Below are 17,699 nucleotides of genomic sequence, written 5' to 3'. Positions count from 1 at the left end.
ACACGCATCAATATTTGCAGTTGCCGGCATAGGCGTCGGCATGATCCGTCAGGGGCTGGGCGATGGTCTTCAGAGAGACTCGGCCCTGCGCATCCTTGGCGACTTCAAAAGCATAGAAGTTTTCGATCGGGAAGCCGTTGACGTTGAATTTGTAGGCGCCGCGCACGGAGGCATAGTCAGCGGCCCGCAGCGCATCGCGAAACGCCTGTTTATCGTCGATCTTGCCGCCGGTTTTCTGCAAGGCGCTGTCGATCAGCAAGGCCGAATCGTAGGACTGCGCCGCATACTGCGACGGGATGCGATTGTATTTTTTCTCGAAGGCGGCGACGAAGGCCTGGCTGACCGGGTTCTGGAAATCCGGCCCCCAGAAAGTGCCGGCATAGACGCCCAGCGCGGTCTCGCCCAGTGCCGGCAAGGTGCTGCCATCCACGGTGGACGCTGCCAGCAGCGGAATCTTGCCCATCAGGCCGAACTGCTTGTACTGTTTGACGAAATTCACGCCCATGCCACCGGGCAGAAACACCCAGACGGCAGATGGGTTGGCGGCCTGCAGCGCCAGCAATTCCGCGGAATAATCCTGCTGGCCCAGCTGGGTGTAGACCTCGCCGGAAATGCGGCCTTTATAGAAGCGCGTGAAACCCTTCACCTGATCGCGGCCCGACTGATAGTTGGGGGTGATCAGGTAGACGTCTTCGTATTTCCGGTCCGTGGCGAACTGACCCAACACTTCGGCCTGCCCGTCGTTCTGCCAGGCGGCGAAAAAGAAGCCCGGATTGCATTGCGCGCCCGCCAGCGGCGCCGGGCCGGCGTTGGATCCGACAAAGGTCATGCCGGCATCCGCCAACGGCTTGGCGATGGCCATCATGACGTTGGAAAACGTGACCCCGGCCACCAGGTCGACCTTGTCCTTTTCCAGGAATTTCTGCACCGCCTGCACGCCGACGTCGGGCTTGAGCTGATCGTCTTCCTTCAGCAGAACGATGTCCTGCCCGCCCAGCTTGCCACCGCGTTCTTCCAGCGCCAGGTTGAAACCATCGACCATGTCCTGACCCAGCGCCGCGCCCGAACCGGACAGGGTGGCCAGAAAACCGATCTTGACCTCTGCCTGCGCCGGCCCAGCCGACACCCCCAAGGACAGGGCCAGAGCCGCTGCCAGCAGCGTTTTGCGAAATGCCATGCTTGTCTCCCGTAGGATCTGATGATTTAGTTTTAAAATTTCGCCGATGTTACACGAAAGCCCGCGCGGCGATCCCTGACGCGCGCGACGGCTTTCCGATCATTTGCCCGACGAACGCAGGCCGATCACCGCCAACGCGACCGCTATCAGGATCATGCCGGTCAATTCCAGCGCACCGGGCTGTTCGCCCAACTGCAGCCAGCCGCCCAGCACACCCACCACCGGCACGCCCAGCGTGGACATGCTGGCGACGCCCGCCGACAGATGCTGCAGGGCAAACAGCCACAAAAACCAGGCCAGCGCCGTGGCGATGACGATGTTGTAGATCAAGGCGCCGTAAAAATACGGTGCAGGATCGATCGGCTTTTCAGGCACGATCCAGGCCGCCAGGCACAGGGCCAGAGCGCCGAACAGCATCTGCCAGGCAGTCAGCGGCAAGGCTTCCATGGGATAGTCGCGCTTGATCCATTTGGCGACGATGATCGCCACGGCCCAGCACAGGCCCGCCAATACCGCCAGCCCTTCGCTCATGACGTCAGCGTGCAGGGTCCAGGGTTCCAGAATCAGGATCAGCCCTGCTGCGGCCAGCGCCAGCGCCAGCCATTGCAGGCCGCGCACACGTTCCCCAAAGGCCAGCCAAGCCATGGGAATGACCCAGAAGGGCATGGTGTAGACCAGAATGGATGTCTTGCCCGCCCCGCCCTGCAACAGGGCAATCTGGATCAGCGCGGAAAACACCCCCGTCTGCAACACCCCCAGCAAAATCACCCGCCCCCAGGCCTGAACACGCATCGGGCGACGCAACACCGCCAGCACAGCCAGCAGCAACAAAGCGCCGAACAGGGTGCGCAAAGCGGAAAAATCGAATGGCCCGACATACGCCAGCACCGATTTCATGATCACCCAGTTGTAGCCCCAGCCCAGCGCCATGCCGGCTAGCGCCAGCAAGGCCAAGCGTTCGTTACGGCGGGCTGTCCTTTGCGCGGGTGTCATGGTGTTCCCTGTCCTTCCCAATATCCAGGCTCATGATAATGGTTTCTAAGATCGTCAATAAAATAACGCACCTTGGCCGGCAGGTAGCGTTGCTGGGGGTACACCGCCTGGATATCGTAGGCAGGCAGGGCGAACTCATCCAACACGGTCACGAGTTCGCCGCGCTTTAATTCGCGCTGGATTTCCCAGGTGGATCGCCAGCCGATGCCCAACCCCTGGCGCACCCAGTCATAGAGCAGTTCGCCGTCGTTGCACGCCAGATCGCCCCGCACCCGCACGGCAAACGGCTTGCCATCGCGCACAAACGTCCAGCCCCGATGTTGTCCGCCCTGCAGATTGAAGGCCAGGCAATTGTGCCGCACCAGATCCTCGGGCACCCTGGGCACGCCGTGCGAATCGAAATACGCCGGGGTGCCGCAGACCACGCGCTGGTTGGGAAACAGCCGCACCGCCACATAGTTCGGATCCGTGACCTCGCCGATGCGGATCGCCATGTCGTAGCCTTCGCGCACCAGGTCCACCACGCTGTCGGTGAAATTGAAGGACAACGCCAGATCGGGATAGCGGCGGCGAAACGCCAAGGCATGGGGCGCGACATGCTGGCGCCCGAAAGACGCCGGCGCCGAAACCACCAGATGGCCGCTGAGCGTGCGCCGCCGGGCCATGACGCTGGCATCGGCATCGCCGAAATCCTGGATCAGTTGCTGGCACAGTTCCAGATAGTGTTCACCCAGTTCCGTCAGCACCAGACCCCGGGTCGAACGGTGCATCAGCTGTACGCCCAGGCGCTTTTCCAGCGCCGTCAGACGCCGCCCCATGACCACGGGCGTCACACCCTCGATCAAGGCGGCCGAGGCAAAGCTGCCTTTTTCGGCAATCAATACAAAACTGCTGATGTCGGTATAGCGCCCCACAGCGGCCTCCGTTCGGTGATCGTGTGGAAATTCTACCCCAGCACCAGCTCACCACATACTTATAGTATCGACAGAAACGAGAGCCACAGGGATTCCGGTCCCGGACGCCAGTCTTTATGCTGATCCCAACCTCGCAGACCTATCGGATCACACCAAGGAGTAATTCATGGCCCGGATGAGAGCAGTGGACGCCGCCGCGGCAGTCCTGCAAAAAGAAGGCATCACCACATTATTCGGCGTGCCTGGCGCCGCCATCAACCCGCTGTACTCGGCGCTGCGCAAAAACGGCGGCTTCAAGCACGTGCTGGCGCGCCACGTCGAAGGCGCTTCACACATGGCCGAAGGCTACACTCGGGCCAACCCCGGCAACATCGGCGTGTGCCTGGGCACGTCCGGCCCCGCCGGCACCGACATGATTACCGGCCTGTATTCCGCCTCCGGCGACTCCATCCCCATTCTGTGCATCACCGGCCAGGCGCCGCGCTCGCAGCTGCATAAAGAAAGCTTCCAGGCCGTGGACATCGAAACCATCGCCAAGCCGGTCACCAAGTGGGCCGTGATGGCGCGCGAGCCGGAACTGGTGCCGCGCATCCTGCAGCAGGCCTTCCACGTCATGCGCTCCGGTCGTCCCGGCCCGGTGCTGGTGGATCTGCCCTTTGACGTGCAGATGGCCGAAATCGAATTCGATATCGACACCTACGAACCGCTGGATGTCTACAAACCCTCGGCCACCCAGGCCCAGGCCGCCCGCGCTGTGGCCATGCTGAATGCGTCCGAGCGCCCGCTGCTGGTCGCCGGCGGCGGGATCTTCAGCGCCGATGCCGCCGATCTGCTGAAAGAATTCGCCGAACTGACCAGTGTGCCGGTCATCCCGACCCTGATGGGTTGGGGCGTGATTCCCGACGACCACCCGCTGATGGCTGGCATGGTCGGCCTGCAGACGGCGCACCGCTACGGCAACGCCAGTCTGCTGGCCTCGGACTTCGTCATGGGTATCGGCAACCGCTGGGCCAACCGCCACACCGGTTCCACCTCCGTCTACACCGAGGGCCGCACCTTTGTGCATATCGACGTGGACCCCACGCAAATCGGCAAAGTCTTCGGCCCGGATTACGGCATCGCCTCTGATGCGGGCGTCGCCCTGCGCCTGATGATCGAGGAAGCCAAGCGCCTGAAGGCCGCCGGCCAGCTGCGCGACCGCAGCGCCTGGGCGCAGGAATGCCGCGCACGCAAGGGCGAAAAATCCATGCAGCGCAAAACGCATTTCGACCAGACACCGCTGAAACCGCAACGCGTGTACGAGGAAATGAACAAGGCCTTTGGCCGCAACACCCGCTACGTGACCACCATCGGCCTGTCGCAGATTGCCGCCGCTCAGCTGCTGCACGTCTATGGCCCGCGCCACTGGATCAATGCCGGCCAGGCAGGTCCCCTGGGCTGGACCGTACCCGCCGCCCTGGGCGTGGTGGCCGCCAACACCGGCGACGAGATCGTGGCCCTGTCGGGCGACTACGACTTTCAATTCATGATCGAAGAGCTGGCCGTCGGCGCGCAATTCAATCTGCCCTACATCCACGTCGTGGTCAATAATGCCTATCTGGGCTTGATTCGCCAATCGCAGCGCGGCTTCGACATGGACTACTGCGTGCAACTGGCCTTCGACAATATCAACGCGCCGGAAACCGACGGCTATGGCGTGGATCACGTCAAAGTCGCCGAAGGTCTGGGCTGCAAGGCGATCCGCGTGAAAAAGGTCGAGGACATCCAGCCTGCCATCGCGCAAGCCCGCGCCTGGATCCAGGAATTCAAGGTGCCCGTCGTGGTGGAATTCATTCTCGAGCGCGTCACGAATATCTCGATGGGCAACGACATCAACGCCATCAACGAATTCGAGGAATTGGCCGAGAGCGGCGAAGACGCCCCGACCGCCATCACGCTGCTGGACTGACGCCAGACACCGCAGCCCTTCCCCCGGAAGGGCCGCCAGGAAGCATTTCAAGGAGCCATCTATGCCGAAATTTGCCGCTAATCTCTCGATGCTGTTCACCGAGATCGACTTTCTGGACCGCTTCGAAGCAGCCGCCAACGCCGGTTTCAAAGGCGTCGAATACCTGTTCCCCTACGCCTACCCCAAAGAAGACCTGGCCCGGCGTCTGAAGGACAACGGCCTGGTCCAGGTGCTGCACAACCTGCCCGCAGGCGACTGGGACGCCGGCGAGCGCGGCATCGCCTGCCATCCCGAACGCGTCGAGGAATTCAAACAGGGCGTGGGCCTGGCCATCCAGTATGCCCAGGCGCTGGGCTGCACCCAGGTCAATTGTCTGGCCGGGAAGCTGCCAGCCGGCGTCGACCAGGCCAGCGCGCACAAGACCTTCGTGGACAATCTGCGCTTTGCCGCCGCCGAGCTGAAAAAAGCCGGCATCCGGCTACTGATCGAGCCGATCAATACCTTCGACATCCCCGGCTTTTTCCTGAGCCGCACGGACCAGGCCCTGGCCATCATCGCCGAAGTCGGTTCCGACAATCTGCACGTGCAGTACGACATCTACCACGCCCAGCGCATGGAAGGCGAACTGGGCAACACCATCCGCCAGCATCTGGGGTCCATCGGCCATATTCAGCTGGCCGACAACCCTGGGCGCAACGAACCCGGCACCGGCGAAATCAACTATCGCTGGCTGCTGCGCCACATCGACCAGGTCGGCTACACCGGCTGGATCGGCTGCGAATACAAACCCGCCGCCCGCACCGAAGACGGTTTGGGCTGGATCCAGGCGCTGGCCTGACCTTCATAAACATCATCAGGAGCATCCTCATGGCTAATATCGGCTTCATCGGTCTGGGCATCATGGGCACCCCCATGGCGGCCAATCTCATCAAAGGCGGCCATTCCCTGGTCACCTTCACCCAAGGCAAGACCCCGCAAAGCCTGCTGGACGCCGGCGCCAAGGCCGTCGCCAGCAGCACGGCAGTCGCCCAGGCATCCGACATCATCATCGTCATGGTGCCCGACACCCCGGACGTCGACGCCGTGCTGTTCGGTGAAAACGGCGTGGCCGCCGGCCTGTCCAAGGGCAAGATCGTGATCGACATGAGCTCGATCTCGCCCGTGGCGACCAAAGAATTCGCCAATAAGATCAACGCCCTGGGCTGCGAATACCTGGACGCCCCGGTGTCCGGCGGCGAAGTCGGCGCCAAAGCCGCCAGCCTGACCATCATGATCGGCGGCAGCCAGGCAGCCTTTGAGCAATGCCGGCCCATCTTCGAACTGATGGGCAAAAACATCACCCTGGTCGGCGGCAACGGCGACGGCCAGACCACCAAGGTCGCCAATCAGATCATCGTCGCCCTGACCATCGAGGCCGTGGGCGAAGCCCTGCTGCTGGCCTCCAAGGCCGGCGCCGATCCGGCCAAGGTCCGTCAGGCCCTGATGGGCGGTTTCGCCAGCTCGCGCATCCTGGAGGTACACGGCGAACGCATGGTCAAGCGCACCTTCGATCCGGGCTTCCGCATCAATCTGCACCAAAAGGACCTGAACCTGGCCCTGAGCACCGCCCGCCAACTGGGGCTGTCCCTGCCCAGCACCGCCGTCGCCCAGGAACTGTTCAACGCCTGCGTCGCCCACGGCGGCGCGGCATGGGATCATTCCGGCATGGTGCGCGCCCTGGAAATCATGGCCAACCACGAAATCGGCCAGTAAGCTGTGTGCGGTGCGCCGGCCTGCGGCGCACCGTTCCCTTTGCACGGATGCCCCATGACAGAACCCCGCGATCTTCTGACCCGCATGTTCCAGGCCGCCGTGCGCGCCGCCCAGCCGGAATACTGCATCCCCGCTTTTCTGCCCCCGCCCCCCAAAGGCCGCACCATCGTCATCGGCGCGGGTAAAGCCTCCGCCGCCATGGCGCAGGCGTTCGAAAAACACTGGCCCGGCCCTCTGGAAGGCGTCGTAGTCACGCGCTACGGTTATGCCGTACCCTGCGAACGCCTGGACATCCTGGAGGCCGCCCACCCCGTCCCCGACGAAGCCGGCGAACGCGCCGCCCAATGCCTGTTCGATCAGGTGCGGGGTTTGAGCGCCGATGACCTGGTGATCTGCCTGATTTCCGGCGGCGGGTCTTCGCTGCTGCCCGTCCCGGGTGTCGGGGTCACGCTGGCCGACAAGCAGGCGATCAACCGCGCTCTGCTGACGTCCGGCGCGACAATTTCCGAGATGAACTGTGTGCGCCGCCACCTGTCCGGCATCAAGGGCGGTCGCCTGGCCGCCGCCAGCGCGCCGGCCCGCGTCATCAATCTGCTGATTTCCGATGTGCCCGGCGACCAACCCAGCGACATCGCATCCGGCCCCACGGTGGCCGACCCCAGCACCTGCGCCGATGCGCTGGACATCGTGCGCCGCTACGGCATCGACCTGCCCGCCGGCGCGCGCGCCCTGCTGGAAACCGGCAAGGGCGAAACCCTGAAACCCGGTGACCCGCGGCTGGCCCGCGTGGAAACCCACCTGATCGCCACGCCGCAGATGGCGCTGGAGGCCGCCGCCGCCGTCGCCCGCGAGGCCGTCGTCACCCCCGTGCTGTTGGGTGACCGCATCGAAGGCGAAGCGCGCGACGTGGGCAAGGTGCTGGCAGGCATCGCCTTGCAGGTCCGCGCCCACGGCCAACCCGCGCCCGCGCCCTGCGTGCTGCTGTCGGGCGGCGAAACCACCGTCACCGTGCGGGGTCAGGGCCGTGGCGGACGCAATGTGGAATGCCTGCTGTCCACGGCCATCGCGCTGGACGGCGCCGACGGCATCCACGCGCTGGCGGGCGACACCGACGGCGTGGACGGCCAGGAGGAAATCGCCGGCGCCCTGATCGGCCCCGATACCCTGGCGCGCGCCTGGGCGGTGGGCATGCCGCCGCGTGCGCATCTGGACGACAACGACGGCCACGGCTTTTTTGAACGGCTGGGCGATTCTCTGATCACCGGCCCCACCCTGACCAACGTCAATGATTTTCGCGCCATCCTGATCCTGTGACAGGGTGACGCCCCAAGGAGACATCCCCATGAAAACAATGCGAGTCCTGGCCCTGGAAGACGCCCGCCGCATGGCCGCCGCCGCCGAGTCCGAAGCCCGTCAGAACGGCTGGAACGTCAGCATCGCCATCTGCGATGCGGGCGGGTATCCGATCTGGCTGCAGCGCATGGACGCCGCGCCGATCATGAGCGCCATGGTCGCGCCGGACAAGGCGCGCGCCTGCGTGCTCAGCGGCAAGCCCAGCAAGGTCTACGAGGATATGGTCAATCAGGGCCGCATCGCCGCGCTGTCCATGCCAGTCGTCCCCCTGGAAGGCGGCGAACCCATCTACGACGACCAGCAAGTCATCGGCGCAGTCGGTGTGTCCGGCGTGCAAGCAGGCCAGGATGCACAGGTCGCCCGCGCCGGAGTCGCCGCCCTGGACGGCGCAGACCACCTGCACAAAGGCAGACAAGCATGAACCACGAACGCCGCGCCCGCATCCTGGCGACCCTGGGGCCCGCCAGTTCCACCGCCGGACAGATCCGCGCCCTGGTCGAGGCCGGCGCCAATGTGTTCCGCCTGAATTTCAGCCACGGCAGCCATGAAGACCACGCCGAACGCTACCGCATCATCCGTCAGGTCGAACAGGATGTGGGCCGCCCCATCGGTATTCTGATGGACCTGCAGGGTCCCAAGCTGCGGATCGGCAAAATCGGCGGCGGCAAAATCACGCTGCAGACGGGTCAGCCCTTCCGTCTGGATCTGGACCCGGCCGAAGGCGGCGCCCAGCGCGCCAACCTGCCGCATCCGGAAATTTTCGCCGCCCTGGAAGACGGCACCGATCTGCTGCTGGACGACGGCAAGCTGCGCCTGCGGGTCGACCGCCACGGTCCGGATTTCGCGGACACCACCGTCATGGTGGGCGGCCCGCTATCCGACCGCAAAGGCGTCAACGTGCCAGGCGTCATCCTGCCAATTTCACCGCTGACCCCGAAGGACCGCGACGATCTGGCTTTCGGTCTGTCGCTGGGTGTGGACTGGGTGGCGCTGTCCTTTGTGCAACGCCCGGAAGACATCGTCGAAGCCCGCAGCCTGATCGGCGACCAGGCCTGGATCATGGCCAAACTGGAGAAACCCGCCGCCATCGAGCACCTGGACGCCATCGTGGCGCAAGCCGATGGCATCATGGTGGCGCGTGGCGATCTGGGCGTAGAACTGCCCCCGCAGCGCGTGCCGGTGCTGCAGCAGCGCATCGTGCGCCGGGCACGCGCCGCCGGCAAGCCGGTGGTGGTCGCCACGCAAATGCTGGAATCCATGATCACATCGCCCGTGCCCACCCGGGCCGAAGCATCCGACGTCGCCACCGCGATCTACAGCGGGGCGGACGCCGTCATGCTGTCGGCGGAATCGGCTTCGGGCCAGTATCCGGTCGAGGCGGTCACCATCATGGAACATATCATCCGCGAAGTGGAGTCCGACCCATCCTGGCGCGCCAACCTGGACGCGACCCACAGCCCCGCCAAAGCCAATATCCCGGATGCCATCTGCTGCGCCCTGCGCCGCGTGGCCGATCTGCTGGAACCTGCGGCCACCGTGGCCTACACCGCATCAGGCTTCAGCGCCCTGCGCGCCAGCCGCGAACGCCCCATCACCCCGATTCTGGCGCTGACCCCGGAACTGCGCACCGCCCGCCGCCTGGCCTTGGCCTGGGGCGTGCGCCCGGTGCATTTCCCGGAACAACTGCAGGAATCCAGCGAAATGATCCACTGCGCCACGGATGCCGCCCGGCAAGCCGGCCTGGCAGCCGCGGGCGACTCGCTGATCGTCATCGCCGGCCTGCCGTTCGGGCGCAGCGGCAGCACCAATCTGCTGCACATCGCGCAAGTGCCAGAGAAATAAGCAGTATCTACCCTGGCATATGACTGGCCCGCCTCTCAGGATGCGGGCTTTTTTCTTTTTGGTGACAATGCCTTAGCCGATGCTCAACAACATACGGCGTACCGCGCGCACCCTTTAACTCTTATAGAAGACTGCCTATAATCGACGGATTGACTTTCAGATTAGCCAAGGACCATCATGACCGATCGCATTTCCAGCCACGGACTCCAGGTCGCAGCCGTACTGCACCAGTTCCTCGAACAGGAAGCACTGCCCGGCACAGGCGTACAAGCCGCCGCCTTCTGGGAAGGACTGGCTGCCATCGTGCATGATCTGGCCCCGAAAAACCGCGCGCTGCTGGCCGAACGCGACCGCCTCCAGGCCGCACTGGATGACTGGTACGCCCAGCACCCTGGTCCCGTCGCCGACCCAGCTGCCTATCGCGCCTTCCTGAAAGACATCGGCTACCTGAAAGAAATCCCGGCCAAGGTCACCGTCACCACGGCCAACGTCGATACGGAAATCAGCGAACAAGCCGGCCCGCAGCTGGTCGTGCCGGTGATGAACGCCCGCTACGCCCTGAACGCCGCCAATGCGCGTTGGGGCAGTCTGTACGATGCCTTGTACGGCACCGATGCCATTCCCGACACCGACGGTGCGGCACGCAGCGGCGGCTACAACCCGGTGCGCGGAGCGCGTGTCATCGCCTTCGCCCGCCACTTCCTGGACGACAGCATCCCCCTCGCCCAGGGCTCGCACCGCGACGCTACCGGCTACGCCGTCGTCAAAGGCGAACTGCAGGTCACGCTGAAAGACGGCTCCGTCACCCGCCTGGCCGATGTCCAGGCCTTGCTGGGCCATCGCGGCAATGCCGCATCCCCTGACGCCCTGATCTTGCGTCATCACGGTCTGCGCTTCGAAATCCAATTCGACGCCCAGCACCCCATCGGCAAGACCGACGCCGCCCACATCAAGGACGTGGTCGTCGAATCCGCCCTGACCACCATCATGGACTGCGAAGACTCGATCGCCGCCGTCGATGCCGATGACAAGGTCGTCGCCTATCGCAACTGGCTGGGCCTGATGAAGGGCAACCTGACCGAAGACCTGGTCAAAGGCGGCAAGACCATCACCCGCCGCTTGAATCCGGACCGCGAATACACGGCGCGCGACGGCAGCGCCGCGACCCTGCACGGCCGTTCCCTGATGTTCGTGCGCAATGTCGGCCACCTGATGACGAACCCGGCCATCCTCGACCGCGACGGTCAGGAAATCCCCGAAGGCATTCTGGATGCCGTCTGCACGTCGCTGATCGCCATCCACGACCTGCAGGCCCGCAAAAACTCCCGCACCGGGTCCATCTACATCGTCAAGCCCAAAATGCACGGCCCCGACGAGGTCGCCTTCGCCAGCGAAGTCTTTGGCCGCGTGGAACAGCTGCTGGGCCTGGCGCCCAACACGATCAAGATGGGCATCATGGACGAAGAGCGCCGCACCAGCGTCAACCTGAAGGCCTGCATTGCCGCCGCCACCGCGCGCGTGGCGTTCATCAACACCGGCTTCCTGGATCGCACCGGCGACGAGCTGCATACGTCCATGCGCGCCGGCGCCATGGTGCGCAAGGGCGACATGAAGACCCAGGACTGGATCCAGGCCTACGAACTGAACAACGTGCAGACCGGCCTGGAATGCGGGCTGCGCGGTCACGCCCAGATCGGCAAGGGCATGTGGGCCATGCCCGACCTGATGGCCGCCATGCTGGAACAGAAGATCGCCCACGTAAAGGCCGGCGGCAACACCGCCTGGGTGCCTTCGCCGACCGCCGCCACGCTGCATGCCCTGCACTATCACCAGGTCGATGTGGTCGAGGTGCAAAAGTCCCTGGAAGGCCGCCACGAGGACTACACCGACCGCATCCTGACCGTGCCGGTGGCGAAAGACACGAATTGGACGGCGGAACAGATCCAGCAGGAACTGGATAACAACTGCCAGGGCATCCTGGGCTACGTGGTGCGCTGGATCGACCAGGGCGTGGGCTGCTCGAAAGTCCCCGACATCCATGATGTCGGTCTGATGGAAGACCGCGCCACCCTGCGGATTTCCAGTCAGCACATCGCCAACTGGCTGCTGCACGGCGTCACCAACCGCGCTCAGGTCGAACAGACCCTGCGCCGCATGGCCGCCGTCGTGGACCAGCAAAACGCCGGCGACGACGCCTACGAACCCATGGACGGCCACTTCGACACGTCCTGCGCCTTCAAGGCTGCCAGCGACCTGGTCTTCAAGGGCCTGGAACAACCCAACGGCTACACCGAACCGCTGCTGCACCATTGGCGCCAGGTGAAAAAGGCGGAACTGACCGCTAAGGCCTGATGCCACCATGCGGCACCCCCTGGCGGCTCGTACCGCCGCCAGGCACCCAAGAAAAAGCCCTGACCGTCGATCAGGGCTTTTTTCACATCCAAGCTGGATTAACCGCGTACCTGCGCGATCAGCTCGTCCAGCCAGGCCAGCATCGTGTCGATTTCGCCGTCGGTCACGTTCAGGGCCGGCATGAAGCGCAGCAAATTGCCGCGCGGGGCATTCAGCAACAGACCTTCCGGGGTCCGTTCGCGAGCGGCGGTCACCAGGGCCGGGCCGTCATCGCGATCCATGACCAGCGCGCGCAGCAGGCCGACACCGCGTTCACCCTTCATTCCCCACTTGGCCGACAGCGCCGCCAAGCCGTCCGACAGATGGCGCGCGCGCGCATTGACGGACTCCATGAACCCAGGCGCCGCCAGGGTATCGAACACCGCCACCCCGACTGCCGTCATCAGCGGATTGCCGTTATACGTGCCACCCTGATCGCCGTGTTCAAAGCAGCAGACCGCCTCGCGGGCGCACAGCGCGGCCAGCGGCACACCGCCGCCGATGCCCTTGCCCAGGGTCATGATGTCGGGTTCGATACCCGCATGCTGATAGGCGAACATCCGCCCGGTGCGGCCCATGCCGGTCTGCACTTCGTCCACGATCAGCAGCAGGCCCATGTCACGGGTCAGCGTCCGCAGCGCCTGCAGAAATTCGGGCGTGGCGGGGATGACGCCGGCTTCGCCCTGGACGGGTTCCAGCATTACAGCCACGGTCTGATCGTCGATCAGGGCGCGGACGGAATCCAGGTTGTTCAGATCGGCCTTGGGGAAACCATCGACCTGCGGGGCGAATTTCGTATCCCAGCCCGCTTTGCCCGATGCCGACATGGTCGCCAGCGTGCGACCATGGAAACTGTGGTCGAAAGTAATGATCTTGTAGGCGCCCTTGCGGTGCAACTGCCCCCATTTGCGGGCCAGCTTGATGGCGCCCTCGTTGGCTTCGGCGCCGCTGTTGGCGAAGAACACCCGGTCAAAGCAGGACGCATCCACGATGCGCTTGGCCAGGTCGATGGACGGCTGGTTGTAGAACGCGGGGGACGGATTGATCAAGGCATGCGACTGATGCGTCAGGGCGTCAATCATCGGGGCCGGATTATGCCCCAGGCAGTTCACCGCCCAGCCCTGGATGAAATCCAGATAGCGTTTGCCCGCGCTGTCCTGCAGCCAGGACCCTTGCCCGCCGACGAATACCAGTTCAGGACGCGATGTAATTTCCATCAGGGCATTGATCCCTGCACGATCGATGGTCATGAGTATGAATTCCAGTAAAAACGATGGCCTGACGCCCCAGGCGTCAAAGCGCCCATTTTAGGTCGCTTACGAACGGTTCCGAAGCAAAGCGGCCCAGCGGGCGCCAAACAGATTGAGCGTCAGTCCCATCAATACCACAACGCCGCCCAGCCACTGCCACATTCCCAGTTTTTCATCCAGGATCCAGTCCGCGCACAACAGGCCCACCACCGGAATCAGCAGGCTGAGCGGCGCGATGCGGGCCACCGGATGACGCGACAACAGCCGCCCCCACAGCACGTACCCCACCAGCGTCGCCACGCCCGACAAATAGGCCACGACCGCCACGGCGCGCCAGCTGATGTGCGTCAGGCTGTCCAGCATGCGGTCAGGACCCTCGAACACTGCCGAGAGCAGCAGAAACGGTATCGGCGGCAGCAGCGCCCCCCAGACGACCATGGACAGCATGCGCACCTGTCCCGCGCATTTCAGAACGATATTGCCGCAGGCCCAGCTAAAAGCCGCCAGCAGCGTCAATAGAAAACCCACCAGCGGCACCATGGTCGAATCCGCCCCGGCATCCAGCATCACCAGCCCCACCACGGCCAGCCCCATGCCCAGCACATGATGCGCGCGGATAGATTCGTGCAACACCAACGCGGCGATGGTCACGGTAAAAAATGCCTGCGCCTGCAGCACCAGAGATGCCAGCCCCGCCGGCATGCCCAGATAAATGGCCAGAAACAGAAAAACAAACTGCCCCAGACAGATGGTGAGCCCGTAGCCCACGACATAGCGCCAGGCAATCGCCGGTCGGGGCACGAAAAAGACCGCTGGAAACGCCACGAACAAAAACCGCAGGGCGCCCAGCAGCATGGGTGGAATCTCGTCCACACCGAATTTGATGACGACGAAATTCGCCCCCCAGACCACGATGACGACCAGGGCAGCCAGGATATCTTTCAAGGGCATGAGGGTTCCTGCGGGACAAGGGATGCAGCAGCACGTGCAAACAACGCCATGCTACGGCATTTTTGCATGCCATCTGCCGCTAGAATATTTGTCTTGTTTCTGGTGTCTTCGCCTTGTGATCATGTCCCAGACCATCCACAGTCTCTACAGCTATCCCGTCAAATCCTGCGCGGGCATCCGCCACGAGCGCATCCGCATCAGCGGCGCCGGGCTGGAATACGATCGCCACTGGGTGATCGTCGATGATCAGGGCATCTTTCTGACCCAGCGCCAGCGCCCCCGCATGGTGCTGATCCAGCCGGACCCACGCCCCGACGGCGTGTGGCTGAAAGCTCCAGGCCAGCAAGACTGCTACGCGCCGGTGATCGGCGGCGAACTGCCCGCCGTCCCCGTCGCCATCTGGGGAACCGCGACCATCGGCGCGGACCAGGGCGACGACGTTGCGCGCTGGCTCAGCAGCTTTCTGGGCATCCCTTGCCGGCTGCTGCATGTTCATCCCCACGCCCACCGCCTGGCCAGCATGCGCCACGTGACGCAATGGATACAGACCCACCCCGACTGGCCGCAGTCCTTTTTGCCGGTGGACCGCCACGCCTTTGCCTTCGCCGACGGCTTTCCATTCCTGGTCACGAACCAGCAGTCTCTGGACGAGCTGAACGGCCAGCTGACAAGCGGCGGTCACGCCGCGGTGGACATGATCCGCTTTCGGCCCAACATCGTGCTGCAAGGGATGGAGCCCTACGACGAGGATCACCTGGCGGGGTTTCGCACCGGTGGACTGGGATTCGCCTTCGTGAAGGCCTGCGCCCGCTGCCCCATCCCGAACGTTGATCCCGGAACAGGGGAAAGCGCCCCCGAACCTGGCCGCACCCTGGCACAGCATCGGCAATTCGAACAGGGCGTGCTGTTCGGCATGAACGCTATTGCCGCCCTGCCGGACGGCGATCACTGGCTGCGGGTGGGCGATGCGATCGAACCGGAATTCGATTTCTGATCCCGCTCCGGCCCTCGATCGGCCAGCAGGATGACCGCGCGACGATAGCCCGCGCATGCCGCCAAGGCCTGGGGGGTCAGGGCCCCCGCAAGCCGGGTGATGACGCGGCGATCCACATCCCGCCGCGCCATGTCCAGCAATGCCTCGGGCAGGCTGCATTCATGCACCAGCACATCGGCCTCGTTCATCGCCCGTAGTTCATCAAGCGTCAGGCGCCCTGGCTGATCCGGAAAGGCCGTGATCCACGTGACACGGTGTTCCCATGCGGCATCCTCGGTTGCCGCTACCGCCAGACGGCTGCGCACGCGCTGCTCCGCACCCACCAGGTCGCCTTGACGCAGCTGCGCCAGCACAGGGCCGTCATACAGCCAGTCATAGAACTGGCAGCGATCACCGGGCTCCGGATAGGCTTGGCGAATGGCCTGGCGATATCGTCCCGCCAGTGCCGCCAGGGTCCCCAGGGAGGCATCGAACAGCGCCTCCATCCGTTCCCGCACACGCCGCGCCAGGACCGGGGCTGCGCCCGACGAGGAGATGGCAATCACCACTGGCGACCGATCGACCACGGCTGGCACCTGGAACGAGGACAACGCCGGATCATCCACAACGTTGGCCAGCACGCTGCGCTCATCCGCAGCGGCCTTCACCCGCGCATTGACCCGGCGGTCCCCGGTTGCCGCAATGACCAACCAGACGGCGCTCAACCAGCCAGGATCGAACGGCCCCGGCAAGTAAGCCAGACTGCCGTCATCCACCCAGCGCTGCAGCCTGATCGTCAGGCGGGGGGCGCCCACCAGAACCCGCGCGCCGCATTTCATCAAGGACCGCACCTTGCGCTCCGCAACGGCGCCGCCCCCCACCACCAGGACCCGGCGCCCCTCCAGATTGGCGAACAGCGGATAGAGCGGCTTCATATCGTACCGACCGGCACAGGCTCCCGGCAGAGCCGGGCCCATGCAACGAGATCCGGGTCGGCGAGCGCAACCACCTGGCCTACCATGATCAGGCACGGCGACACCAGACCGCACTGGAGCGCAACCCCCCCCAGATCCGCCAGAAGACACCGGACCGCACGCTGCGCCGGCGTCGTTCCACACGCGATGAGCGCGACCGGTGTCGTCCCGGACAGGCCATGCAGCATCAATTCCATCCCGACATGGTCCGCCTGGGCCAGACCCATGTAGAAAACCAGTGTGCGCTGCCGGTCCGCCGCCAAGGCCGCCCAATCCAGATCGACCGCATTTTCCTGCCGATGCGCGGTCACCAGGCTGACACCCGCCGCCAGATCACGGTGCGTGAGCGGAATGCCCGTCGCCGCCGCGCAACCGGCCGCCGCCGTCACCCCAGGGATGATCGACACCGGAACCCCCTGCTGCCGCAAGGCGATCATCTCCTCTCCCCCCCGCCCGAAAATGAACGGGTCGCCGCCCTTCAGGCGGACGACGCGACGGCCCGCCCGCGCATGAGCGATCAGCAAGGCATGGATGCCACCCTGGGAAACGCTGTGCAGCCCTGCTTGCTTGCCCACGGAAACGCGCACGGCATCCGGACGGCAGTGCGCCAGCAAGTCCGTGCAGGCCAATCGGTCGTAGACCACCACATCGGCTGCCTGCAAGGCATGCAGCCCTTTCACCGTGATCAGCTCGGGATCTCCCGGCCCCGCCCCTACCAGCCAGACGTGACCCATCCGTCCCGAGGGCGCGGAATGCGCGGCGTTCATCATGACATCAGGCGGCATGATCAGCATCCTTCAAGGCATCCGCCGGACGGCCCAGGCGCAGGACTCCATCCTCGCCCAAGCGCACGGGCCAGCAGCGGACGCGCACACCGGCATCTTCCAGGCATTCCCCCGTATCCAGGAAAAAATGCTGCTTGTACATAGGCGAGGCCACGACCGGTCTCCCCCGCAGCTCGCCGACGATGCCACGGGCCAGCACGGCTGCGCCGCAGAACGGATCGACATGATCGATGGCGAACAGCCCCGTCCCGGTCACGAACACGGCGACCTGCTCGCCATGCGCCCGAACGGCCACCCCGGCCTCGTTGATCAGCTCATCGCCCCTGCAGACCACCTGCCACCCAGAAGGCTCCACCAGTCCGCCCTGACGGCGGGAACGCCCTGTTTTCATCATCC

General features: G+C 64.5%; 16 protein-coding genes. 8 read left to right on the top strand and 8 right to left on the bottom strand.

From position 1 onward, the window contains the following. Positions 1–7 precede the first annotated feature (7 nt). The 3 genes from WBF69_RS07055 to WBF69_RS07045 all read right to left on the bottom strand — a co-directional run bounded on the left by WBF69_RS07055 (position 8) and on the right by WBF69_RS07045 (position 3,084). The gene (locus tag WBF69_RS07055) at positions 8–1,177 is read right to left on the bottom strand and encodes an ABC transporter substrate-binding protein (RefSeq protein ID WP_424262619.1); all 1,170 of its coding nucleotides are present in this window, start codon (positions 1,175–1,177) and stop codon (positions 8–10) included. Between the two features lie 99 nt (positions 1,178–1,276). After that, on the bottom strand, positions 1,277–2,170 hold the full coding sequence (locus WBF69_RS07050; protein ID WP_424262617.1) for a DMT family transporter: 894 nt from the start codon (positions 2,168–2,170) through the stop codon (positions 1,277–1,279). Beyond that, positions 2,167–3,084: a LysR family transcriptional regulator gene (locus WBF69_RS07045; protein WP_424262615.1), complete on the bottom strand. Its 918-nt coding sequence runs from the start codon at positions 3,082–3,084 to the stop codon at positions 2,167–2,169. The genes WBF69_RS07050 and WBF69_RS07045 overlap by 4 nt, the downstream gene beginning before the upstream one ends. A gap of 166 nt (positions 3,085–3,250) precedes the next feature. Here WBF69_RS07045 and gcl point away from each other — a divergent pair, with 166 nt between their 5' ends. The 7 genes from gcl to WBF69_RS07010 all read left to right on the top strand — a co-directional run bounded on the left by gcl (position 3,251) and on the right by WBF69_RS07010 (position 12,331). Further along, entirely contained in the window at positions 3,251–5,032 is a 1,782-nt protein-coding gene (gene gcl, locus WBF69_RS07040) for a glyoxylate carboligase (RefSeq protein WP_424262613.1), read from the top strand. A 61-nt stretch (positions 5,033–5,093) separates the two neighbouring features. Further along, complete coding sequence (gene hyi / locus WBF69_RS07035) at positions 5,094–5,870, top strand: hydroxypyruvate isomerase (RefSeq protein WP_424262611.1); 777 nt, start codon at positions 5,094–5,096, stop codon at positions 5,868–5,870. Between the two features lie 29 nt (positions 5,871–5,899). Continuing rightward, on the top strand, positions 5,900–6,784 hold the full coding sequence (glxR, locus tag WBF69_RS07030; protein WP_424262609.1) for a 2-hydroxy-3-oxopropionate reductase: 885 nt from the start codon (positions 5,900–5,902) through the stop codon (positions 6,782–6,784). A gap of 54 nt (positions 6,785–6,838) precedes the next feature. After that, the gene (locus WBF69_RS07025) at positions 6,839–8,098 is read left to right on the top strand and encodes a glycerate kinase type-2 family protein (protein ID WP_424262607.1); all 1,260 of its coding nucleotides are present in this window, start codon (positions 6,839–6,841) and stop codon (positions 8,096–8,098) included. A 28-nt stretch (positions 8,099–8,126) separates the two neighbouring features. Beyond that, the gene (locus WBF69_RS07020; protein WP_424262605.1) at positions 8,127–8,558 is read left to right on the top strand and encodes a GlcG/HbpS family heme-binding protein; all 432 of its coding nucleotides are present in this window, start codon (positions 8,127–8,129) and stop codon (positions 8,556–8,558) included. Then, positions 8,555–9,979, top strand: coding sequence for a pyruvate kinase (gene pyk, locus WBF69_RS07015; protein ID WP_424262604.1), 1,425 nt, complete (start codon positions 8,555–8,557; stop codon positions 9,977–9,979). Before WBF69_RS07020 ends, pyk begins: the two co-directional genes overlap by 4 nt. Before the next feature lie 177 nt (positions 9,980–10,156). Beyond that, on the top strand, positions 10,157–12,331 hold the full coding sequence (locus WBF69_RS07010) for a malate synthase G (protein ID WP_424262603.1): 2,175 nt from the start codon (positions 10,157–10,159) through the stop codon (positions 12,329–12,331). A 98-nt stretch (positions 12,332–12,429) separates the two neighbouring features. Here the strand turns inward: WBF69_RS07010 and WBF69_RS07005 are convergent, their stop codons facing one another. Together WBF69_RS07005 and WBF69_RS07000 are read right to left on the bottom strand one after the other, a co-directional pair. Further along, positions 12,430–13,620 carry an acetylornithine transaminase gene (locus WBF69_RS07005; protein ID WP_424262601.1) on the bottom strand — a complete coding sequence of 397 codons (1,191 nt, stop codon included), beginning with the start codon at positions 13,618–13,620 and terminating at the stop codon, positions 12,430–12,432. Between the two features lie 66 nt (positions 13,621–13,686). Beyond that, on the bottom strand, positions 13,687–14,571 hold the full coding sequence (locus tag WBF69_RS07000; RefSeq protein WP_424262599.1) for an EamA family transporter: 885 nt from the start codon (positions 14,569–14,571) through the stop codon (positions 13,687–13,689). Positions 14,572–14,692: 121 nt separating this feature from the next. Here WBF69_RS07000 and WBF69_RS06995 point away from each other — a divergent pair, with 121 nt between their 5' ends. Further along, entirely contained in the window at positions 14,693–15,565 is an 873-nt protein-coding gene (locus WBF69_RS06995) for an MOSC domain-containing protein (protein WP_424262597.1), read from the top strand. On the opposite strand, the gene WBF69_RS06990 is transcribed toward WBF69_RS06995, so the two are convergent. From WBF69_RS06990 to nirD, 3 genes are read right to left on the bottom strand one after another with little or no spacing between them, the layout of a single operon-like run. Next, complete coding sequence (locus WBF69_RS06990; RefSeq protein WP_424262595.1) at positions 15,517–16,479, bottom strand: NAD(P)-dependent oxidoreductase; 963 nt, start codon at positions 16,477–16,479, stop codon at positions 15,517–15,519. The genes WBF69_RS06995 and WBF69_RS06990 overlap by 49 nt on opposite strands. Next, positions 16,476–17,303, bottom strand: coding sequence for a uroporphyrinogen-III C-methyltransferase (gene cobA, locus WBF69_RS06985; protein ID WP_424262593.1), 828 nt, complete (start codon positions 17,301–17,303; stop codon positions 16,476–16,478). Before cobA ends, WBF69_RS06990 begins: the two co-directional genes overlap by 4 nt. Further along, the gene (nirD, locus tag WBF69_RS06980; protein WP_424262591.1) at positions 17,293–17,697 is read right to left on the bottom strand and encodes a nitrite reductase small subunit NirD; all 405 of its coding nucleotides are present in this window, start codon (positions 17,695–17,697) and stop codon (positions 17,293–17,295) included. The genes cobA and nirD overlap by 11 nt, the downstream gene beginning before the upstream one ends. Positions 17,698–17,699 lie beyond the last annotated feature (2 nt).

This window comes from Castellaniella sp. (genome assembly GCF_049673105.1).
Taxonomy (GTDB): domain Bacteria; phylum Pseudomonadota; class Gammaproteobacteria; order Burkholderiales; family Burkholderiaceae_B; genus Castellaniella.
The sequence above is the reverse complement of the archived record's forward strand: the minus strand, read 5'-3'. Positions and strand labels throughout refer to the sequence as shown.

Coding starts and splice junctions, on each gene's coding strand:
- WBF69_RS07025 (WP_424262607.1), top strand. CDS start 6,839: ATGACAGAACCCCGCGATCTTCTGACCCGCATGTTCCAGGCCGCCGTG.
- WBF69_RS07010 (WP_424262603.1), top strand. CDS start 10,157: ATGACCGATCGCATTTCCAGCCACGGACTCCAGGTCGCAGCCGTACTG.
- WBF69_RS07005 (WP_424262601.1), bottom strand. CDS start 13,620: ATGACCATCGATCGTGCAGGGATCAATGCCCTGATGGAAATTACATCG.
- WBF69_RS07050 (WP_424262617.1), bottom strand. CDS start 2,170: ATGACACCCGCGCAAAGGACAGCCCGCCGTAACGAACGCTTGGCCTTG.
- hyi (WP_424262611.1), top strand. CDS start 5,094: ATGCCGAAATTTGCCGCTAATCTCTCGATGCTGTTCACCGAGATCGAC.
- glxR (WP_424262609.1), top strand. CDS start 5,900: ATGGCTAATATCGGCTTCATCGGTCTGGGCATCATGGGCACCCCCATG.
- WBF69_RS06990 (WP_424262595.1), bottom strand. CDS start 16,479: ATGAAGCCGCTCTATCCGCTGTTCGCCAATCTGGAGGGGCGCCGGGTC.
- cobA (WP_424262593.1), bottom strand. CDS start 17,303: ATGCCGCCTGATGTCATGATGAACGCCGCGCATTCCGCGCCCTCGGGA.
- nirD (WP_424262591.1), bottom strand. CDS start 17,697: ATGATGAAAACAGGGCGTTCCCGCCGTCAGGGCGGACTGGTGGAGCCT.
- WBF69_RS07000 (WP_424262599.1), bottom strand. CDS start 14,571: ATGCCCTTGAAAGATATCCTGGCTGCCCTGGTCGTCATCGTGGTCTGG.
- pyk (WP_424262604.1), top strand. CDS start 8,555: ATGAACCACGAACGCCGCGCCCGCATCCTGGCGACCCTGGGGCCCGCC.
- gcl (WP_424262613.1), top strand. CDS start 3,251: ATGGCCCGGATGAGAGCAGTGGACGCCGCCGCGGCAGTCCTGCAAAAA.
- WBF69_RS07055 (WP_424262619.1), bottom strand. CDS start 1,177: ATGGCATTTCGCAAAACGCTGCTGGCAGCGGCTCTGGCCCTGTCCTTG.
- WBF69_RS07020 (WP_424262605.1), top strand. CDS start 8,127: ATGAAAACAATGCGAGTCCTGGCCCTGGAAGACGCCCGCCGCATGGCC.
- WBF69_RS06995 (WP_424262597.1), top strand. CDS start 14,693: ATGTCCCAGACCATCCACAGTCTCTACAGCTATCCCGTCAAATCCTGC.